Annotated in this window: 10 protein-coding genes, 1 tRNA gene and 6 pseudogenes; 4 read left to right on the top strand and 13 right to left on the bottom strand. The window is 67.1% G+C overall.

Going from position 1 to position 19,819, the window contains the following annotated elements; genetic code table 11:
* Nucleotides 1-15 precede the first annotated feature (15 nt).
* Nucleotides 16-989 (bottom strand): annotated as a pseudogene (locus ACPEE0_RS12055) (ROK family glucokinase).
* Between the two features lie 295 nt (nt 990-1,284).
* Here ACPEE0_RS12055 and ACPEE0_RS12060 point away from each other — a divergent pair.
* Nucleotides 1,285-3,093 carry an AMP-dependent synthetase/ligase gene (locus ACPEE0_RS12060; RefSeq protein WP_424574552.1) on the top strand — a complete coding sequence of 603 codons (1,809 nt, stop codon included), beginning with the start codon at nt 1,285-1,287 and terminating at the stop codon, nt 3,091-3,093.
* A gap of 60 nt (nt 3,094-3,153) precedes the next feature.
* Here ACPEE0_RS12060 and ACPEE0_RS12065 read toward each other — a convergent pair whose 3' ends face one another.
* Nucleotides 3,154-6,552 (bottom strand): pyruvate carboxylase, encoded by a 3,399-nt coding sequence (locus ACPEE0_RS12065; protein ID WP_424574553.1) that lies wholly within the window; start codon nt 6,550-6,552, stop codon nt 3,154-3,156.
* Nucleotides 6,553-6,853: 301 nt separating this feature from the next.
* On the opposite strand from ACPEE0_RS12065, the pseudogene ACPEE0_RS12070 reads away from it, so the two are divergent.
* Nucleotides 6,854-7,671, top strand: a pseudogene (locus ACPEE0_RS12070) (ParA family protein).
* Between the two features lie 88 nt (nt 7,672-7,759).
* On the opposite strand, the gene ACPEE0_RS12075 reads toward ACPEE0_RS12070, so the two are convergent.
* The 5 genes and pseudogenes from ACPEE0_RS12075 to gcvH form a co-directional block, all read right to left on the bottom strand.
* Entirely contained in the window at nt 7,760-8,353 is a 594-nt protein-coding gene (locus tag ACPEE0_RS12075) for a MerR family transcriptional regulator (protein WP_009358601.1), read from the bottom strand.
* Between the two features lie 230 nt (nt 8,354-8,583).
* A pseudogene (locus tag ACPEE0_RS12080) lies at nt 8,584-9,086 on the bottom strand (bifunctional nuclease family protein).
* Nucleotides 9,086-9,801, bottom strand: a pseudogene (locus ACPEE0_RS12085) (MerR family transcriptional regulator). Before ACPEE0_RS12085 ends, ACPEE0_RS12080 begins: the two co-directional pseudogenes overlap by 1 nt.
* 23 nt (nt 9,802-9,824) lie before the next feature.
* Nucleotides 9,825-10,301 carry an FHA domain-containing protein gene (locus ACPEE0_RS12090; protein ID WP_009358598.1) on the bottom strand — a complete coding sequence of 159 codons (477 nt, stop codon included), beginning with the start codon at nt 10,299-10,301 and terminating at the stop codon, nt 9,825-9,827.
* A 156-nt stretch (nt 10,302-10,457) separates the two neighbouring features.
* Nucleotides 10,458-10,844, bottom strand: a complete 387-nt coding sequence (gene gcvH, locus ACPEE0_RS12095; RefSeq protein ID WP_009358597.1) for a glycine cleavage system protein GcvH — start codon at nt 10,842-10,844, stop codon at nt 10,458-10,460.
* A 166-nt stretch (nt 10,845-11,010) separates the two neighbouring features.
* Between gcvH and ACPEE0_RS12100 the strand changes: the two are divergent.
* Nucleotides 11,011-11,879: pseudogene (locus ACPEE0_RS12100) on the top strand (Fpg/Nei family DNA glycosylase).
* 190 nt (nt 11,880-12,069) lie between these two features.
* Nucleotides 12,070-14,175 (top strand): polysaccharide deacetylase family protein, encoded by a 2,106-nt coding sequence (locus tag ACPEE0_RS12105; RefSeq protein WP_424574554.1) that lies wholly within the window; start codon nt 12,070-12,072, stop codon nt 14,173-14,175.
* A gap of 63 nt (nt 14,176-14,238) precedes the next feature.
* Here ACPEE0_RS12105 and ACPEE0_RS12110 read toward each other — a convergent pair.
* From ACPEE0_RS12110 to ACPEE0_RS12135, 6 genes and pseudogenes are all read right to left on the bottom strand, one after another.
* Nucleotides 14,239-14,315, bottom strand: a tRNA-Pro gene (locus ACPEE0_RS12110).
* 132 nt (nt 14,316-14,447) lie between these two features.
* Nucleotides 14,448-15,997 (bottom strand): annotated as a pseudogene (gene der / locus ACPEE0_RS12115) (ribosome biogenesis GTPase Der).
* A gap of 10 nt (nt 15,998-16,007) precedes the next feature.
* Nucleotides 16,008-16,688: a lysophospholipid acyltransferase family protein gene (locus tag ACPEE0_RS12120; RefSeq protein WP_424575275.1), complete on the bottom strand. Its 681-nt coding sequence runs from the start codon at nt 16,686-16,688 to the stop codon at nt 16,008-16,010.
* Between the two features lie 31 nt (nt 16,689-16,719).
* Nucleotides 16,720-17,433 (bottom strand): (d)CMP kinase, encoded by a 714-nt coding sequence (gene cmk, locus ACPEE0_RS12125; protein ID WP_009358987.1) that lies wholly within the window; start codon nt 17,431-17,433, stop codon nt 16,720-16,722.
* Entirely contained in the window at nt 17,430-18,542 is a 1,113-nt protein-coding gene (locus tag ACPEE0_RS12130; RefSeq protein ID WP_009358986.1) for a prephenate dehydrogenase, read from the bottom strand. Before ACPEE0_RS12130 ends, cmk begins: the two co-directional genes overlap by 4 nt.
* Before the next feature lie 3 nt (nt 18,543-18,545).
* Nucleotides 18,546-19,733, bottom strand: a complete 1,188-nt coding sequence (locus ACPEE0_RS12135; protein WP_424574555.1) for a pseudouridine synthase — start codon at nt 19,731-19,733, stop codon at nt 18,546-18,548.
* Nucleotides 19,734-19,819: the final 86 nt, after the last annotated feature.

The following is a 19,819-nucleotide window of genomic DNA, read 5'->3' on the forward strand; positions in this document are numbered from 1 at the left end:
CCCCGGCCCGGGTGTTCAGTGGCGGGCCCTGCTGCTGACGCGTGACAGATCCGCCGCACCGATCAGTCCTGCATCGGGCCCCAGGGCGGCAAGCTCGATCCCGGCGGCGGGACGGAAGCCGCGCCCGGTCAGGTTCCGCGCGAACGCCTTCCGTGCAGGTTCCACCAGCAGGTTTCCGGCCGAGCAGAGTCCGCCGCCAATCACGAAAAGGCCGGGATCGAGCGCTGCTGCCAGGTTCGCGAGGCCCAGGCCGAGCCATTCGCCCACCTCCTCGATCAGCTCACGGGAGGCAGTGTCCCCGGCCAGCGCGAGCTCCGTCACCACGGCGCCGGTGATGGTCTCCACGCGGCCGCCGACTGCTGCCAGCAGGTCCTGCGCCATCGGGGAATTGCTGCGGGCCAGGATCCTGGCCTCCCGCCCAGGGCGTTGCCGGAGGCATACTGCTCCCAGCACCCGCGGTTGCCGCACTCACACCGGTGCCCGCCCGGCATGATGATCTGGTGTCCGAACTCGCCGGCCACTCCGAACCGGCCGCGCTCCACCCTGCCGTCCATGACCATGGCACCGCCTATGCCGGTGCCGAGGGTGATGCAGACCAGCCGGTCTTCACCCTGGCCGGCACCGAAGCGCCATTCAGCCCAGGCCGCGGCGTCGGCGTCGTTGGCGAGCAGCACGGGCCTTCGCAGGAGCCGCTGCAGGTTGGCCCGGAGGGGCTCATTGCGCCACGCCAGGTGCGGACTGAACAGGACGGTGCCGCCGTCGAGGTCCATCCACCCGGCGGCGCCTATCCCAACCGAGCGGATGCGCTGCCCCCTGCCCAGCTCTTCCACGAGCTCCACGATGACCTGCTCAACGGCGCGAGGATCAGTGCCGGGCGTGGAACGGCGCGCCTCACTCAGGATCCTGCCTTCGGCATCCACCACGCCGGCCGCCACCTTGGTGCCGCCAATATCGATGCCGATAGCCAGGCCCCTGCGGCCAAGCCGCACCTGTCCGTGGAAGCCGCCGCCCCCTCTTCTGCCTGCCCGGTAGGGGCGGAGCGGCGCCGCCAGGGACGGGCCTGCCGAGGGGACCGGCCTGTTCGCCGGAAGATTGTGCGTACATAGTTTCCCATTCTAGGTTTTGCATCTCCGGGTAGCGGAACTGGCCCGCCGCGCCGCCGTCCGCATGTGTTGACGGATAAGTTACTCACCAGTAGGTTTAGGTGCTGCACTGCTCCCGCACCGGCGTACTACTCTTTAGGCATACCCCTGAAGCGGGAGTTCGGATATCAAAGGAGCTATAGTGCGCGAATTCAGTGTTCCGCCTCTTGTTGTTGTTCCACCGGAAACCAATATCACCGATCTGGTGCTGCGGCAGGCGAACAAAGCCAGCAACCCGGCACTGTTCTCGCGCCTGGATTCAGCGGGTTCCTGGCAGGATGTTTCCGCCACCGATTTCCTCGCCGACGTCAAGGCGCTGGCCAAGGGGTTGATTGCCAGTGGCGTCGGTGCGGGTGACCGCGTCGGCATCATGTCCCGTACCCGGTACGAATCGGCCCTGGTGGATTTTGCCATCTGGTTCGCCGGCGGCGTCTCCGTCCCCATTTACGAAACCTCCTCGCCGTCCCAGGTTGCCTGGAACCTCGGCGACTCGGGTGCCGTGGCCGCTTTTGGCGAAGCCGCCCACCACGAGAACGTCATCCGGCAGGCCGTCGCGGCTGAAGGCCTTACCGCCCTTCAGCATGTCTGGCAGCTGGAAGGTGCAGGCCTGGATGCGCTCCGTGCGGCCGGGTCAGGGGTCAGCGACGACGAGCTTGAGTCCCGCCGGACGGCCGCCAAGCTGTCCGACCTTGCCACGATCATCTACACCTCGGGCACCACCGGACGGCCCAAGGGCTGCGAACTGACCCACGGCAACTTCGTCGAACTCTCCGACAATGCCTTGGCAATCATCGGCGAGATCGTCCACGAGAACGCCAAGACCATCATGTTCCTGCCGCTGGCCCACGTCTTTGCACGGTTCATCTCGGTGCTGGCCATGGCCGCCGGCACCACCGTTGCCCACACACCGGACATCAAGAACCTGCTGTCGGACCTGCAGAGCTACGAGCCCACGTTCATCCTCGCGGTCCCGCGGGTTTTCGAGAAGGTCTACAACTCGGCCATGACCAAGGCGGAGGACGGCGGCAAGGGCGCCATCTTCCACAAGGCGGCAGATACGGCCATCGCCTTCTCCAAGGCGCGGCAGGCCGGCAAGGTGGGACTGGGACTGAGGCTGCGCCACGCCTTGTTCGACAAGCTGGTCTACGGCAAGCTCCGGGCTGCCATGGGTGGCCATGTCGCCCACGCGGTGTCCGGCGGCGGACCCCTCGGCGAACGGCTTGGCCACTTCTTCCAGGGCATCGGCCTCCAGGTCCTGGAGGGCTACGGCCTGACCGAGACCACGGCTCCCGTCACGGTGAACACACCGTCCCGGATCAAGATCGGTTCGGTGGGCAAGCCGCTGCCCGGGAACGCCGTGCGGATCGCCGAGGATGGGGAGATCCTGGCCAAGGGCGTCTGCGTCATGCGCGGCTATTACAAGCGCGAGGACCTGTCGGCGGAGACGTTCACCGACGGCTGGTTCCGCACGGGCGATATCGGCCGCCTCGATGAGGACGGCTTCGTCTGGATCACCGGGCGCAAGAAGGAAATCATCGTCACGGCCGGCGGCAAGAACGTCATTCCCGCCCTGCTTGAGGACCAGATCCGTGCCGATGCCCTGGTGTCCCAGGTGCTGGTGGTGGGTGACAACCGGCCGTTCATCGGCGCGTTGGTGACCCTGGACCAGGAAGCCCTGCCGGGCTGGCTGCAGCGCCATGGGCTGCCGGCGGACACCACCCTGGACCAGGCCGCCGCCAACCCTGTGGTCAAGGCCGCGGTCCAGGACCTGATCACGGCTGCCAACGCCTCCGTGTCGCAGGCGGAGGCCATCAAGTCGTTCCGGATCGTGCCCGCCGATTTCACCGAAGCCTCCGGCCACCTGACCCCTTCGATGAAGGTCAAGCGGGCGCAGGTCATGAAGGACTTCGAGACGGTCATCGAGGAAATGTACGCGGCGCCGCGTTCCTGACACAGGCAACAACGAAGGGTCCTTCACACCGTGAAGGACCCTTCGTTGTTGTGGCTGGTGTTACTGCTCGACCACCAGGAGCAGGTCTCCGCCCTGCACCTGCTCCACGGAGGAGATGGCCAGGCGGGAAACCTTGCCGCCCACCGGCGTCGTGATGGAAGCCTCCATCTTCATCGCCTCGATGGTGGCCACGGTGTCTCCGGCGTTGACGCTCTCGCCGGCCTTGACCGTAACGGTGACGGCACCGGCGAACGGGGCGGCAACGTGGCCCGGCTGCGCCGGGTCTGCCTTCTCGGCGGACTTAACATTGCTCACCACCGAACGGTCGCGCACCACCACGGGCCGTGACTGGCCGTTGAGGGTACACATCACGGTGCGCATGCCTTTTTCGTCGGGCTCCGAGACCGCCTCCAGGGAGGCGATCAGCCGCACGCCCTTCTCCAGCTGGATCTCGTGCTCCTGGCCGCGCTGGAGCCCGTACAGGTAATCGCGCGTATCCAGGACCGAGATGTTGCCGTAGGTTTCGACGCTCTTGAGGTAGTCCTTGGTGGGGCCGTCGAAGAGCAGCCGGTTCAGCGTGTGCTGGCGGGTCTTGGAGTCGGACTTGAGGGCGGCACTGTCCTCGGCGCTGAGCTCGGCGTCGCGGACCTTCACGCTCCGGCCCTGCAGGGCCTTGGTGCGGAAGGGCTCCGGCCAGCCGCCGGGGGGATCACCGAGCTCGCCGGACAGGAAGCCGATGACGGAATCCGGAATGTCGTAGTTCTGCGGGTTCTCGTTGAAGTCGGCAGGGTCCGCGTTGAGGCCCACCAGGTGCAGGGCGAGGTCGCCCACCACCTTGGAGGACGGCGTTACCTTGACCAGGTGGCCCAGGATGCGGTCGGCGGCGGTGTACATGTCCTCGATGGCTTCAAACCGCTCCCCCAGGCCCAGCGCCATTGCCTGCTGGCGCAGGTTGGACAGCTGCCCGCCCGGAATCTCGTGCTTGTAAACCCGGCCGGCGGGGCCCGGAAGGCCCGACTCGAAGGGGGCGTAAACCCGGCGGACCGCTTCCCAGTAGGGCTCCAGGGAACTGACGGCGTCCAGGTCAAGGCCGGTATCGCGCGGCGTGTGCGCCAGGGCCGCGACCAGGGCCGACGCCGACACCTGGCTGGTGGTGCCGGCCAGGGATGCGGAGGCGACGTCGACGGCGTCCACGCCTGCGTCGACGGCCGCCAGGAGGGTGGCCAGCTGGCCGCCCGCGGTGTCGTGGGTGTGCAGGTGCACCGGCAGGTCGAAGCGTTCGCGCAGGGCCGCGACAAGCTTGGCGGCGGCCGCGGGACGCAGCAGGCCTGCCATGTCCTTGATGGCCAGGATGTGCGCACCGGCGTCGACGATTTTCTGGGCCAGACCGAGGTAGTAGTCCAGCGTGTACAGCGTTTCCTTCGGATCCAGCATGTCGCCCGTGTAGCACAGCGCCACTTCCGCGACGGCGGTGCCCGTAGCCCGGACGGCGCGGATCGCGGGTGCCATCTGGCTGACGTCGTTCAGTGCATCAAAGATGCGGAAGATGTCGATGCCCGTTGCTGCGGCCTCGTTGACGAACGCTTCGGTGACTTCTTCCGGGTACGGCGTGTAGCCCACCGTGTTACGGCCGCGGAGCAGCATCTGCAGGCAGACGTTCGGCAGCGCCTTGCGCAGCGCCGCCAGCCGGTCCCAGGGGTCTTCGCCGAGGAAGCGGAGTGCGACGTCGTAGGTGGCGCCGCCCCAGCACTCGACCGACAGCAGTTCCGGCATGAGCGCGGTCACGGCAGGACCGGCGGCAACAAGGTCCCGGGTGCGGACACGGGTTGCGAGCAGGGACTGGTGCGCGTCGCGGAACGTTGTGTCCGTCACCGCCACTGCCTGCTGCTCCCGGAGCGCTTTGGCGAACCCGTCCGGTCCCAGTTCAAGGAGCTTCTGCCGTGAGCCGGCGGCGGCCGGACGGTCCTTGACGGACGGAAGCTTGTCAGCCGGGTTGGAGTGGACCTTCAGCTCGCCGTTGGGCTTGTTCACGGTGACGTCGGCCAGCCAGGTGAGGAGCTTGGTGCCGCGGTCGGCGGACACCCGGGCCTTGAGCAGCTGGGGGCGTTCGTCAATGAAGCTCGTGGCGACGTCGCCGGCGATGAAGTCCGGATCGTCGAGCACGGCCTGCAGGAAGGAGATGTTGGTTGAAACGCCGCGGATGCGGAATTCGGCGAGGGCACGGCGCGCGCGTGCCACGGCTGCGGGGTAATCCCGGCCGCGGCAGGTGAGCTTGACCAGCATGGAGTCGAAGTGGGGGCTGATTTCGGCACCCGAGTAGACGGTGCCGCCGTCGAGCCGGACGCCTGCGCCGCCCGCGGACCGGTAGCCGGTGATCTTTCCGACGTCGGGCCGGAAGCCGTTGGCGGGGTCCTCGGTGGTGATGCGGCTCTGCAGGGCCGCGCCCTTGAGGTGGACGGTTTCCTGGGAAAGGCCGAGGTCTGCCAGCGTCTCACCCGAGGCGATCCGCATCTGTGCCTGCACCAGGTCGACGTCGGTGACCTCTTCGGTGACGGTGTGCTCCACCTGGATGCGCGGGTTCATTTCAATGAACACGTGCTGGCCGGCGCGCTCACCGGCGGTGTCCACGAGGAACTCCACCGTGCCGGCGTTGACGTAGTTGAGTGCCTTGGCGAACTTGACGGCGTCGCGGTAGAGGGCCTGGCGGATGCCCTCGTCCAGGTTGGGCGCCGGGGCGATCTCGATGACCTTCTGGTGGCGGCGCTGGATGGAGCAGTCGCGCTCGAACAGGTGCATGACGTTGCCCTCTGCGTCTGCCAGGATCTGCACCTCGATGTGGCGGGGGCGCAGGACGGCCTGCTCCAGGAACATGGTGGGATCGCCGAAAGCGGCATCGGCTTCACGCATGGCGGACTTCAGCGCTTCGGGCAGCGCCTCACGGGTGTCCACGCGGCGCATGCCGCGGCCACCGCCGCCCGCGACTGCCTTTGCAAAGATGGGGAAGCCGATCTCGTCCGCAGCCGCAAGGAGTTCGTCCAGGTCCTTGGAGGGTTCACTGGACTTAAGGACGGGAACGCCGGCTTCGCGGGCGGCCTTGAGCGCCGCCACCTTGTTGCCTGCCAGTTCCAGCACTTCCGCCGGCGGCCCAACGAAGGTGATGCCGGCTTCCTTGGCTGCACGGGCCAGGTCCGGATTCTCGGACAGGAAACCGTAGCCAGGGTAGATGGCGTCCGCACCGGACTCCTTGGCCACCCGGACGACCTCTTTGACGTCAAGGTAGGCCCGGACGGGGTGTCCTTCCTCGCCGATCAGGTACGCCTCGTCCGCTTTCTGGCGGTGGATGGAGTTCCTGTCCTCTTGAGGAAAAACGGCAACGGTCTTGGCGCCCAGCTCGTAGCCGGCGCGGAAGGCCCTGATCGCGATTTCGCCGCGGTTGGCCACCAGAACTTTGGAAAACATACTTCTCCTGCATCATTGCGGGTGGATCGGTGAGTGGTCACAGTGTCTAGGACCTACAAGGACAAACACAAATCTTTGTGTCGACCATCACAGATTTCCCCGTCATGTCCCGATCGCTTCCGCCTGTCGCGGCGGAAAGGGCCCCGGCAGCACAGTGGATGCCATGCCGACCCCCGATAAGGCGGGATTCGCCAACGCATCCACATATGATGAGTAGGGCGGCAGGACCGTCCGGCTTCGGCGCTGCCGGAGCAAACATTACTCCCAACACGGCATCCGGCGTTAGGTTTTGGTCTCTCAAGTGCAAGTAGTCAGCATCAGCAGCCTTAAGGGTGGAGTCGGCAAGACTTCCGTCACCACAGGATTGGCGTCTGCGGCGCTGGCCGCGGGCGTCAGCACGCTGGTGGTGGACCTGGATCCGCACGCCGACGCAACCACGGCACTGGGCGTGCAGCCCGGGGACCAGCTGGATATCGGCAGGATGCTCAAGAGCCCGCGCCGCGCGAAACTGGCGGAGAACGTGGTCGGCAGCAGCTGGACAGCCCGGGCCGCCTCCAACGGCTCCGGCCCCGCGGTACTTGACGTCGCCGTCGGCTCCGCCTACACGGGTATCTACGACCGGCCGGACCTTGGGCGCCGCGACCTCCGCCGGCTCTCAACGGTCCTGGCCGGAGCCGACAACTACCAGCTGGTCCTGGTCGACTGCCCGCCGTCACTCAACGGCCTCACCCGGATGGCCTGGTCCGCCAGCGACAAGGTTGCCCTCGTGGCCGAGCCTGGACTGTTCTCCGTGGCCGGTACGGAACGCACCATGCGGGCCATCCAGCTGTTCCGGCAGGAATTCGCCCAAACCTCTCCCCTGCCGGCATTGTGGCCAACCGGGTCCGGACCGGCTCCTCCGAGCACAGCTACCGGCTCGCGGAAATGGAGTCCATGTTCGGCGATCTCCTGCTGAGCCCGCGCATCCCCGAGCAGGCGAACTGGCAGCAGATCCAGGGCGCCGCCCACCCGGTACACCACTGGCCGGGCGAGTCGGCCAAGTCTGCAGCCGCCCTCTTCGACGACCTGCTGGCCAACCTGATGGAAGTGGGCAGCGGGCTGCGCGCACGCGCGAGGTAGGCATGGCGTCCGGGCCGATGCCCGGCCGCGCCGGGAGACAGGAAGAGGGCCGCTCCCGTGGGAGCGGCCCTCTTCCTTTAAGGAAACCTCAGCTGATCTTGCGTGCTGCGCGGCGCTTGCTCAGCTCGTCGTCGGGAAAGGACTGCTCGGCCGCGTGTTCGCTGGGCAGCGAAGCAAGGCTGCCTTCCACCTCGCGCCAGACCCGGCCCACGGCAATGCCGAACACGCCCTGCCCGCCCTGCACGAGATCGATGACCTCGTCAGCCGAAGTGCATTCGTACACGCTCGCGCCGTCGCTCATCAGGGTAATCTGCGCCAGGTCCTCGACGCCGCGTTCACGCAGGTGCTCCACCGCGGTGCGGATCTGCTGCAGGGATACACCGGTGTCCAGGAGCCGCTTAACGACTTTGAGGACCAGGATGTCGCGGAAGCCATACAGCCGCTGGGATCCGGAGCCTGCAGCGCCGCGGACAGCGGGTTCCACCAGCCCGGTGCGGGCCCAGTAGTCCAGCTGCCGGTAAGTAATGCCTGCCGCTTTGCATGCAGTGGGTCCCCGGTATCCGGCGTCCTCGTCCAGCACGGGAAGGTCCTCGGTGAACAGGAGGCCCTGGGCACCGCTCGCGGGCACAGCAACACCAGCCGTGGGCTGTTTCAGCCCGCCTGCTTCGCCTTTGGGACTCACCTGGATCCTCCTTGTCCTGCGCTCCCGGGGAACACCTGCAGCAACTGGCATGAAAAGCATGCATGTAATTTTCGCGGGGCGCACTTTCCAGTGTGACTTGCGCGGCTGCCGTAGGCAATGGGAACTTGATACTTCGACGTTAGGCCCGGCAGGGCCCAAGGTCAAAGACCTTGGAGGCTTTGGGCAGGCGTGTCGAAACTTTCAGCCTCAACTTTAACCTTAACGTGACCTCAGCCGTCGAAGTCTTCGGGCTCCACGTCATCGAGGAATTCACGGAACCGCCGGAGCTCGCGCTCCTCATCAACTGTCGGACCGGGCTCGGTATCCTCGCCCTCGTCATGCTCGGTGATGCGGACCCGGCCTCGTCCATCACCGAATCGGCGCACCAGATCCGGCACTTCGCGCGGAGGGCGACGGCGAGGGCGTCCGAGGCCCGGGAGCTGACCGTGGTGCCGTTCTCAAACTGCAGTTGTCCGTAGAAGATGTTGTCCTCAACGGCCACGATGTTGACGCTGACCACGCTGTGGCCGAGTGCCTCCACCACATCCACAAGCAGGTCGTGTGTCATGGGGCGCGGCGGGACCACACCCTGCTGGGCAAGGGCAATGGCGCTGGCCTCGGGGGTGCCGATCCAAATCGGAACATGCCGTTCCCCGTGCATCTCCCGCAGCAGGACCAGGGGCTGGTTGGAAGGCAGTTCAATCCGAACGCCAACAATCTCGACTTCAATCATCAGATGTCCATGCGTGAGATGTGGTCCTGCACCAGGGCGCGGTGCAGGGTGAGGCAAAGGTCGCTGATCTCACGGGCGGCCTCGGCAGCCCGTGCCTGGGACGCGGAGTCCTTCCGTGAGGCAAGTGGTGCCACCGCCCGTTCCACCAGGCCGAACTCGCGTTCCGCCGCCGCCTGGAAGGGACGCAGGTGCCGGGGTTCCAGCCCGTGGCTTTCCAGCTGTACGCAGGCGCGCGCCACCTGGAGGGCATGTTCGTCGAACATGCCGTTGCTGTGGCTGATGAGCCCGAAATCCAGGAGTGCCTGGAGCAGGGGGACGCTGGCACCTGATTCCGTGCGCAGCTGTTCCTCTGTCAGCTTCCGGCCGCGGTTCTGCAGCTCGGCGGCCAGCTCGTCGGAGACGATGCGCGGCGAAACCACGACGCCGGGCGGAAGGTTCTCCGGCCGCTCTCCCCTGTCGATGGCGTCAAGGTAGTCCTTGATGACTTTCAGGGGGAGGTACTGGTCCCGCTGCAGCGCCAGGACGAAGCGCAGCCGTTCCACGTCGCCGTCGGAATACTGGCGGTAGCCCGCTGGGTCCGCCGCGGGTTGATAAGTCCCTTTTCCTCAAGGAACCGGATTTTGGACGCTGTCATGCCCGGGAAGTCGGCGCTCAGCTGCGCGAGGACTTCCCCAATGTTCAGGACCTGCGGTCCCCGGCGTTCCGGTTGTGCCATTGCCACAGGCAGCGGTCCCCGGATCAGCCGCGGCCTGCAGCGGTGGCAGGGCTCAGGTAGAAGGTAAGGCGGAACTTGCCGATTTGGACTTCGCTGCCGGATTTAAGCTCCACGGCGTCCACGCGGTCATGGTTGACGTAGGTGCCGTTGAGGCTGTTCTTGTCCACCACCTCAAAGCTGCGGGCGGTGCGGCGGAACTCCACGTGCCGGCGGGAGACGGTGACGTCATCAAGGAAGATGTCAGCGTCCGGGTGCCGGCCGGCGGTGGTGACGTCCGAATCCAGCAGGAAGCGGGCGCCGGCGTTGGGACCGCTGTGTGCCACCAGCAGCGCGGAACCGGCGGGCAGTGCCTCGACGGAGCTCCGCTCTTCGGAGGACAGCTTGGGGGCGATGGTGGGCTCGTCCCTGACCGGGGTCAGGTTGATGGAGGTGGTCTCCGACGCCTTAGCCGCACCCGTGCCGTATTCCCCATCGGCAGGGTTCGATGTGTGGCCAGCCATGGATTCCTCCTCTTCCCGCTGCAGCCCTCCGGCGTGCAACCAACGTTTGCCCTCCGGACCTGCCCGGCAGGTCCGGCACCGGCTCCCCATCCGGCTCTTGACGTGCGACGACGTCCTGCCTGCGACGCGGGGCCGGACCGGATATACCGGTTAGCTTTAGCCTACCTGCTGTTCGTACTCCGATGCACTGAGCAATGAATCAACGGCGTCGGCCTCGGCCAGTTTGACCTCGATCAGCCAGCCGTCACCGTAAGGATCCGTGTTGATCAGCGCCGAGTCGGTGTCCAGGGACTCGTTGCGGGCTACCACTTCACCGCTGACCGGGGCGTAGATGTCGCTGACGCTCTTCGTGGACTCCACCTCGCCCACAACTTCGTTGGCCGTAATTTTGGTGCCGATCTCGGGCATCTGGGCGTAGACAACATCTCCAAGCGCGTCCTGCGCGAAGTCGGTAATGCCCACGCGGACCACGCCGTCGGCATTGGGAGCGGAAACCCACTCGTGTTCGGCGGTGTAGGACAGGTCTTCGGGAATGTTGCTCATGGGGGGCCTTTCATCGGGTCAAAACTCGAAGGTCACGGGGCCCGGGAAACAGACCGCCGCTGAAAGTATAGGCACATCTGCCGGAGCGTCCACCGGGGTTTCTGACAAGATGGGAACCATGAGCGTGCGCCATGGTGCAGGACGTCCGGGACCCGGCAGGTAGGCCATGCCGGAACTTCCCGAAGTGGCCGGACTGGCCCGGTTCCTCGACGAGCAGCTGCGGGGCTGCGTCCTCGACAAGCTGCAGATTGTCTCCTTTGCCGTGCTGAAGACGGCCGACCCGCCCTACTCGGCGCTGGAGGGCCGGACCGTGTCCGGGTCCGGCGGTTCGGGAAGTTCATCAGCATTGACACGGACGGGATCTCCTTGGTGTTCCACCTGGCCCGCGCCGGCTGGCTGCGCTACACGGACTCCCCCGCCGCCGGCCAGCTGAAGATGGGCAAGGGCCTCATCGCCGTCCGCTGTACCTTCACCGGCCCGGACGGGCCGAGGGGGTTCGACCTCACCGAGGCCGGGACGAAGAAGAGCCTGGCCGTCTACGTGGTGCGGGACCCCCAGGATGTGCCCGGAATCGCCACACTGGGTCCGGATCCCTTCGCGGAGGCGTTCGACGCCGGCACGCTGGCTGAGATCCTTACAGGCAGTTCCCAGCAGATCAAGGGGCTGCTGCGGAGCCAGAGCGTCATAGCGGGCATCGGCAACGCCTACAGTGACGAGATCCTGCACGCGGCCCGGATCTCCCCGTTCGCCACGGCCAAGTCCTTGGACCGGGAGACGGTGCAGGTCCTCTATGACGCCATCCACGACGTCCTGGGCGCAGCCCTGGCGGAGGCCGGCGGCAAGCCACCCAAGGAACTCAAGGACGTCAAGCGGAGCCACATGCGTGTCCACGCCAGGACGGGCCTGCCATGCCCGGTGTGCGGGGACACCGTCCGGGAGGTGTCTTTCGCAGATACAGCCCTGCAGTACTGCCCCACCTGCCAGACGAAGGGCAAGATCCTCGCGGACCGCAGGACATCGAAGTTCCTGAAGTAGGAACCTCCGGCAGCCACCATTGTTGACGACTTGGCTGCGTAATTGAGGCCTTGGTCCTGCGGCAGCGCCGCGGGCGGTGCCGCGCGGATCCCCATTGCAATTCGGGACCTCTGGCCCTGCCCGGGCTTCCCCCTGGGGCGTAGCGTCTGGACCAAGGCCCGCATGTCTCGGTCAACACGAAGGGGTCACAATGCGCCGGTCTCGATCCGCCGTCCTTGGAATCGCCTTGGCCCTCGCCTTCAGCGGGGGCCTCGGGGGCACGGCCCTGGGGCCGCCCGCGTCTTCCGCATCAGCGATTGCTGCGCAACACAGCGATCCGGCGTCGATGGTGGCGGTGCAGGCCGGCGACGACGCGATCGTCCAGCACTACGAGCAGCTCGGCGGCAGCGCATCGTTCCTCGGCACGCCAGTCGGCAGCGCGTACGACATCGCTGGCGGACGCGCCCAGGACTACACCGGCGGCACGATCTACTTCAGCGCCGGCACCGGGGCACACGAAGTCCACGGCGCAATCCGCGGACGCTACCTCGAACTCGGCGGACCGGCCGGCTTCCTGGGCTTCCCGCTCACCGACGAAACCGCCACACCCGGCACCGCCGGCCGATACAACAACTTCACCGGCGGGGCGATCTACTTCAGCACCGGCACCGGGGCACACGAAGTCCACGGCGCAATCCGCGGACGCTACCTCGAACTCGGCGGACCGGCCGGCTTCCTGGGCTTCCCGCTCACCGACGAAACCGCCACACCCGGCACCGCCGGCCGATACAACAACTTCACCGGCGGGGCGATCTACTTCAGCGCCGGCACCGGGGCACACGAAGTCCACGGCGCAATCCGCGGACGCTACCTCGAACTCGGCGGACCGGCCGGCTTCCTGGGCTTCCCGCTCACCGACGAAACCGCCACACCCGGCACCGCCGGCCGATACAACAACTTCACCGGCGGGGCGATCTACTTCAGCACCGGCACCGGGGCACACGAAGTCCACGGCGCAATCCGCGGACGCTACCTCGAACTCGGCGGACCGGCCGGCTTCCTGGGCTTCCCGCTCACCGACGAAACCGCCACACCCGGCACCGCCGGCCGATACAACAACTTCACCGGCGGGGCGATCTACTTCAGCACCGGCACCGGGGCACACGAAGTCCACGGCGCAATCCGCGGACGCTACCTCGAACTCGGCGGACCGGCCGGCTTCCTGGGCTTCCCGCTCACCGACGAAACCGCCACACCCGGCGCCGCCGGCCGATACAACAACTTCACCGGCGGGGCGATCTACTTCAGCACCGGCACCGGGGCACACGAAGTCCACGGCGCAATCCGCGGACGCTACCTCGAACTCGGCGGACCGGCCGGCGTGCTCGGATTCCCCGTGTCGGACGAGACAGGCACCCCCGACGGGATCGGCCGGTACAACCACTTCAGCGGCACCAACATGGCCTCTTCGATCTACTTTTCACCCGCGACAGGAGCCCACGAGGTGTACGGAGCCATCCGGGCCCAGTGGGTGGCCCTCGGGTGGGAGCGCAGCCGGCTCGGCTACCCGACCAGCGGCGAGTACGGCATCAAGGACGGCCGCCGCAGCGACTTCCAGCACGGTTCCATCCTGGTGCACACGGCCAGTGGCAGGATCGAGGTCACCTACACCAGCGTCCCGCCGGCGCTCCTGGGCGTCGATCTTGAGCGCATTCCGACCACGCAGAAGGTTGTCGCACTCACATTCGACGCCGGTGCCAACGACGCCGGCCTCCGATCGATCCTCGCCACCCTCGCAGCCAACGGCGTCCCGGGCACGTTCTTCCTCACCGGAGACTGGGTCAACCAGTTCCCCTCAGACCCGGCGCTGATTTACAACGCGGGGCATCGGATCGGCAATCACTCCATGACCCATCCGGATTTCACAACCCTGACCAGTGCACAGATCGCGGCCGAGATCGGCAGCGCCCAGAGGACCATCGAGGCCGCTGGAGGAGACCCGCGCCCGTTCTTCCGCTTCCCGTTCGGCGCCCGCGATTCCCGCACGATCGCAGACGTCAACGCCGCCGGCTACACCGCGGTCCGCTGGACCGTTGACACCTTGGGCTGGCAAGGCACGATGAACGGAACGCGCGGCCCGGGCTTCGTCGTCCAGCGCGTCATGGCTTCCGCGCAGCCCGGGCAGATCGTCCTCATGCACCTCGGCTCCAACCCGGACGACGGTTCAACGCTCGACGCCGCGGCCCTCCCGGAGGTGATGTCCCAACTCCGGGCGGCAGGCTACGGCTTCGTTACCCTCGATGCCGCCCTCGGCTAGCCAGCGTCTTTAAAGTTCCACCAACGCAAAAGCCGCGGAAACCTTGAGGTTTCCGCGGCTTTGTGGTCGGGCTGACAGGATTTGAACCTGCGACCCCTTGACCCCCAGTCAAGTGCGCTACCAAGCTGCGCTACAGCCCGCTGGTTCCGCCGTTCTCCGCTGATTTCCATCAGCAGTCCGGCCGAACCACCTAGAAGAGCTTACACGATCCGGAAGGGTGCCTGTGACACTTTCGGGATTTCAGCCCCAACGTGTCGAAGACAACATCCGGATCAACGCTTCCGGCCCCGCTTTCCCGCACGCGCATGCTGACCTCGATGGGGGTGCCCTCGAAGCCGAAGGTTTCCCGCAGCCGGCGGGTGATGAAGCGGCGGTATCCCGGATCCAGGAATCCGGTGGTGAACAGCACGAACTTGGGCGGCCGGCTGGATGCCTGCGTTCCAAAGAGGATGCGGGGCTGCTTGCCGCCGCGGACCGGGTGCGGATGTGCTGCCACCAGCTCGCCCAGGAAGGCATTCAGCCGCCCGGTGGGGATGCGCCGGTCCCAGTTTTCCAGCGCCAGGTCCAGGGCGGGCACCAGGCGGTCCTTGTGCCAGCCGGTCTTGGCGGAGATGTTCACCCGGGGCGCCCAGTCCACATGAGCCAGGTCCTGCTCGATCTCGCGCTCCAGGTAGCGGCGGCGCTCGTCGTCCAGCAGGTCCCACTTGTTGAAGGCCAGGACCAGGGCGCGGCCGGACTCGATGGCCAGCTGCAGGATGCGCACATCCTGCTCGCTGAGGACTTCGTCCACGGCGAGGAGCACGACGGCGACCTCCGCCTTTTCGAGCGCGGCCTGGGTCCGGAGCGAGGCGTAGTAGTCCGCGCCCTGCGCCATGTGCTGGCGGCGGCGGATGCCGGCGGTGTCCACGAAGCGCCAGGTGCGTCCGCCGAGCTCGATGAATTCATCCACGGGGTCGCGGGTGGTGCCGGCAGTGTTGTCCACCACCACGCGCTCGGACCCGGCCAGCTTGTTCAGCAGGGACGACTTGCCCACGTTGGGACGGCCGATCAAGGCGATCCGGCGAGGCCCGCCGGAACGCTCCAGGCCCTCGATGGTGGAAAATTCCGGCAGCACGTCCATCACGTGGTCGAGCAGGTCGGCTACTCCGCGGCCGTGAAGGGCGGAGACGGGGTACGGCTCGCCGAAACCAAGGCCCCACAGGACGGCGGAATCGGCTTCCTGGGCAAAGTCGTCCACCTTGTTGGCCACCAGGATGACCGGCTTCTTGCTGCGGCGCAGCATCTTCATCACGGCCTCGTCGGTGGCGGTGGCCCCGACGGCCGAGTCGACGACGAACAGGACGGCGTCGGCGAGTTCCACGGCCATCTCGGCCTGCTCCGCAACGCGGGCGTGGATGCCGCGGGCGTCGTGTTCCCAGCCGCCGGTGTCCACCAGCGTGAAGTTGCGGCCGTTCCAGTTCGCGGAATACATGACACGGTCGCGGGTCACGCCGGGTGTATCCTCCACCACGGCTTCGCGCCGGCCCAGGATGCGGTTCACCAGGGTGGACTTGCCCACGTTCGGGCGCCCGATGATGGCCAGGACCGGGTCAAGCTTGACCGGGCCTTCGAAGTCCTCGTCGCCGTACTCCCCGCTGAGCAGGGCGGCGTCTTCCTCATCCAGGTCGTAGTCCTCCAGGCCGGCCCGGAGGGAGGCGGCGCGAAGCTCGGCCTCGTCGTCGTCAATGGCTGCCAGCCGTTCGGCCACCTGGTCGGTGCCCGTGGGCGTGTATTCGTCTTCGCCGGGGCCCGAGAGGCCGGGGGTCTGCGTGGTGTCGCTCATTGCACTGTCCTTAGTGGTCATCTGCCGGCGTCCCGGCTACTGCTGTTAAGTCTTTGGAGGTTTCGGCGAATGGCAGGGGCTGGCCGCTGAGTTGGACGGCGTCCCGGACGTGCCCTGCCAGTGCCGCGCGGATCTCCTGCGCTGCCCTGTCCATTGAAGCACGGCCGCTTTCGCCGGCCCGGCGGCCGAGGGTGAGGGCCGTGCCGAAGCTGACGTGGAACCGCCGGCCGGGCGGCGGCACAAAGTCCAGGTGCTCGTTCCCCGTCCGGGTGCCAAGGATGGCCACAGGCACCACCGGGGCGCCGGTGTGCAGGGCCAGCCATGCAACCCCGCCGTTGATGCCGGCGGCTTTGCCGCTCCCCCGCGTTCCTTCGGGGAGGATCCCCACGCAGCGGCCGGCGTCGAGCAGTTCCCTGCTGCGTTGCAGCGCCGCCCTGTCGCCGCGCCGGTCAACGGGCAACTGCCCGGAGGCGGTCAGCACCCGGCCCAGGAATCCTTTGAACATCTCCTGCTTGACCAGGATGTGCATGGGCCGCGGCGAGGCACCGAACATCACCGGTCCATCCAGGAAGCTGATGTGGTTTCCGGCGAAAATCACCGGCCCCCCGGTGGGGACGTTTGCCTTGCCGGTGACGGTGGTCCGGTAGACGAGGTGGTCCAGGGCCCAGCCCACCGGCCTGCTCCAGGACATGGTCCACCCGGACGGGACCGCCGGCCTGGCATCAGTCACGGTTGAGGACCTTGGTGACTATGACCAGGGCAGCGTCAACGGTCTGCTCGAAGTCAAGGTCCGAGGAGTCCAGCGTGACTACTCCGTCGGCTGCCTGCGTAAAGTTCACGACGGTGGAGTCCTTGGCGTCCCGGTGGGTCACCTGCGCGGCCAGCTGCTCCGCGTTTTGCGTTCCGCCCAGCTGGATGCCGCGGCGGCGCAGCCGGGCTTCCTCGCTGGCCGTCAGCAGCATGCGGACTTCGGCTCCGGGCGCGACGACGGTGGTGATGTCCCTGCCTTCCACCACCATGCGGCGGTGATGCTTTTCGATCAGTTCCCGCTGCCGGCGGATGAGTTCGGTCCTGGCACCCAGGGTTGTGGCGACGGCGCTGACGGCCGAGGAGATGGCCGGTTCCCGGATCGCGTCGGTGACGTCGACCCCGCCCACCCGCACGAATTCCTGCTGCGGGCTGGTGCTCAGCTCCAGCACGAGGTCGCGTGAAGCCTGCTCCACGGAGGCGGCATCGTCCAGGTCGATGCCGTTGGTGACGCAGTACCAGGTCAGCGCCCGGTACATTGCCCCGGTATCGAGGTAGGCAAGACGGAGCCTGCGGGCCACTTCCTTGCTGACGCTGGACTTGCCGGACCCTGAGGGGCCATCGATGGCAACGACCAGCGGCCTGCCGATGCGCAGCGCGGGCATGGTGTCGAGAAGTTCCTGTGTCATGACTGAAGTACCCGCCATCCGCGGTCGTTTAATGCTTCGATCAGGTGGTCGTGCTTGTTCGGCAACACTGACAATTCCACCATGCCCACGTTCTGTCCGGATGAATGGTCCAGCCGCAGGTCTTCAACGTTAACGCCGATTTCACCGATCTCGGTCAGCAGCCGGGCGATCTGGCCGGGCTTGTCGTCCACCAGGACTGTCAGCCAGGAATAGGCCTGCGGCGGCCCGCCGTGCTTGCCGGGAATCCGTGCCTGGCCTGCGTTGCCTTCGCTCATCAGCTGCGCGAGGTCCAGCCGCGCACCAGGAGCCGTGGGCTGTTCCAGCGTGTTGATCAGGCGGTTCAGGTCCTCCCTCACGCCGTACAGGATCTCCACCACCTTCGCCGCATTGCCGCCCAGGATCTGGACCCACAGCGTGGGATCGCTGGCAGCGATCCGGGTGACGTCCCGCAGGCCGTTGCCGGCCAGGGACAGGGCGTGCAGCGGGGTTCCCTGCAGCCTGCTGGCCAGCAGTGAGGACATGACCTGCGGCAGGTGGGACACCAGTGCCACGGCCTCGTCGTGTTCGTCGGCCGTGAACTGCGAAACAACCGCGCCAAGGTCGGTGGCGAGTGACCGGGCAGTCTGCAGGGCGGCTCCGGAGGTTTCCCCGGAAGGGCACACCACCCAGGGCATGGAGGTGAACAGCTCGCCGCGCGCGGCAACCGGCCCTGACTTTTCCCGTCCTGCCATGGGGTGGGTTCCCACGTAGCGGGAAAGGTCCACGCCACTGCTCCGCAGCCGGGCGAGGATGTCCGCCTTCACGCTGGCGATGTCCACCACCACGGAATCCGGGTAGTCCGCGAGGGCCTGCCGCACCACGTCCGCCGTGACGTCAGGCGGCGCGGCAACCACCACCAGCTGGGGCCGGCTGCTGCCCAGTTCGGACAGCGGACGGCCGGCCCCGATATCCACTGCCACGGCCTGGTTGGTTGGCGAGGGGTCGGACAGGAAGACCGGCACTCCGCGGCCCCGCAGCCCCAGGCCGATGCTCGCTCCGAGCAGGCCGGTGCCGAGCACCACAACCGGACCGTCCAGGTGCCCGCGGCCCTGGCTCTTGAAAGCGGACACGGCTCAGAGCCCTACGGATGCCAGCAGGTGGCCGATCTCCTGCTTGCCGAGGTTCCGGATGCTGCCCTGGCGCTGGTCGCCCAGTCCGATGGGGCCGACCTTGACCCGGACCAGCCGCTGGACCGGGAAGCCGACGGCGTCGAACATGCGGCGGACAATGCGGTTCTTGCCCGAGTGCAGCACAACCTCGATCAGGACGTGGCCCGGCGTGGAGTCGACCAGGCGGAAGGAGTCCACCGAGGCGAGGCCGTCCTCCAGTTCAACACCGGCCTTCAGCTGCGCGCCGATGCCGTGCGGGAAGGGCCCGCGCACCTGGACCAGGTAGGTCTTGGGGACTTCGTAGGAGGGGTGGGTCAGCCGGTTGGCAAGTTCGCCGTCGTTGGTCAGCAGCAGCAGACCCTCGGTGGCAACGTCCAGGCGGCCCACGTGGAAGAGCCGCTCGCCCTTGTTCTTGGTGTTCTTGAGGAAATCGCTGATGCACGGACGGCCCTCGGGATCCTCCATGGTGGAGACAACGCCCTTGGGCTTGTTGAACACCATGTAGACCAGGTTTTCGTCCAGCTGGATCCGCAGGCCGTCCACGTGGATGACGGCGGTCTTGGGATCCACACGGACACCGAGTTCGGTGACCACCTGGCCGTCCACCTCCACGCGCCCTTCGGCGATCATTTCCTCGCAGACGCGGCGCGAGGCCACGCCGGCGGACGCCATGACCTTTTGCAGGCGGATGCCGTCGGCGTCGTGGAGTTTTGACTGCGGCACGTCGCGGCCGGGACCCTTCCTGCGCGAGGGCTTGCGGAGCGGGCCGAGGTTCTGGCCAAAGCGTTCGCTGCCGAAAGCGCGCGAAGCTGCTGCACCTGGAACGGCAGTACGGGGCTTGGCCTTGGGCGCACCCGGGGTTCCGGGCGCCTTCTTCGCGCCGGGCTTGCGCGCTGAGGGCTTCCGCGACGACGGCTCGGCGGGCTTGTCAGTGGCGCCGCGCCCCTGCCGGGCGCCGGCTTCGTCGGGATCGACGAAGCGTTCCTCGCGCGGCTTGGGTGCCCGGTGCGGGCGATCGCCGCCGAAACCTGTGGAGCGCTTTGCCGCTCCTCCCCGGGAGCCGCCCCCGGCGTTGCCTCCCGAGGTGTTGCGTTGTGGGAGGTTGCGTCCCGAACCGCTGCGTGGTGAACCCTGGCGTCCCGCCTGTGTCATGACCCGTCCTTCAATGTTCCTGGCTGTCAAAGGTGTCCAACAACAACCCTAGCCAGCCCTGCAGATTTGCTCTGCCCTGATAAAAA

It is taken from the genome of Arthrobacter sp. SD76 (assembly GCF_049726125.1).
Classification (GTDB): domain Bacteria; phylum Actinomycetota; class Actinomycetes; order Actinomycetales; family Micrococcaceae; genus Arthrobacter; species Arthrobacter nitrophenolicus.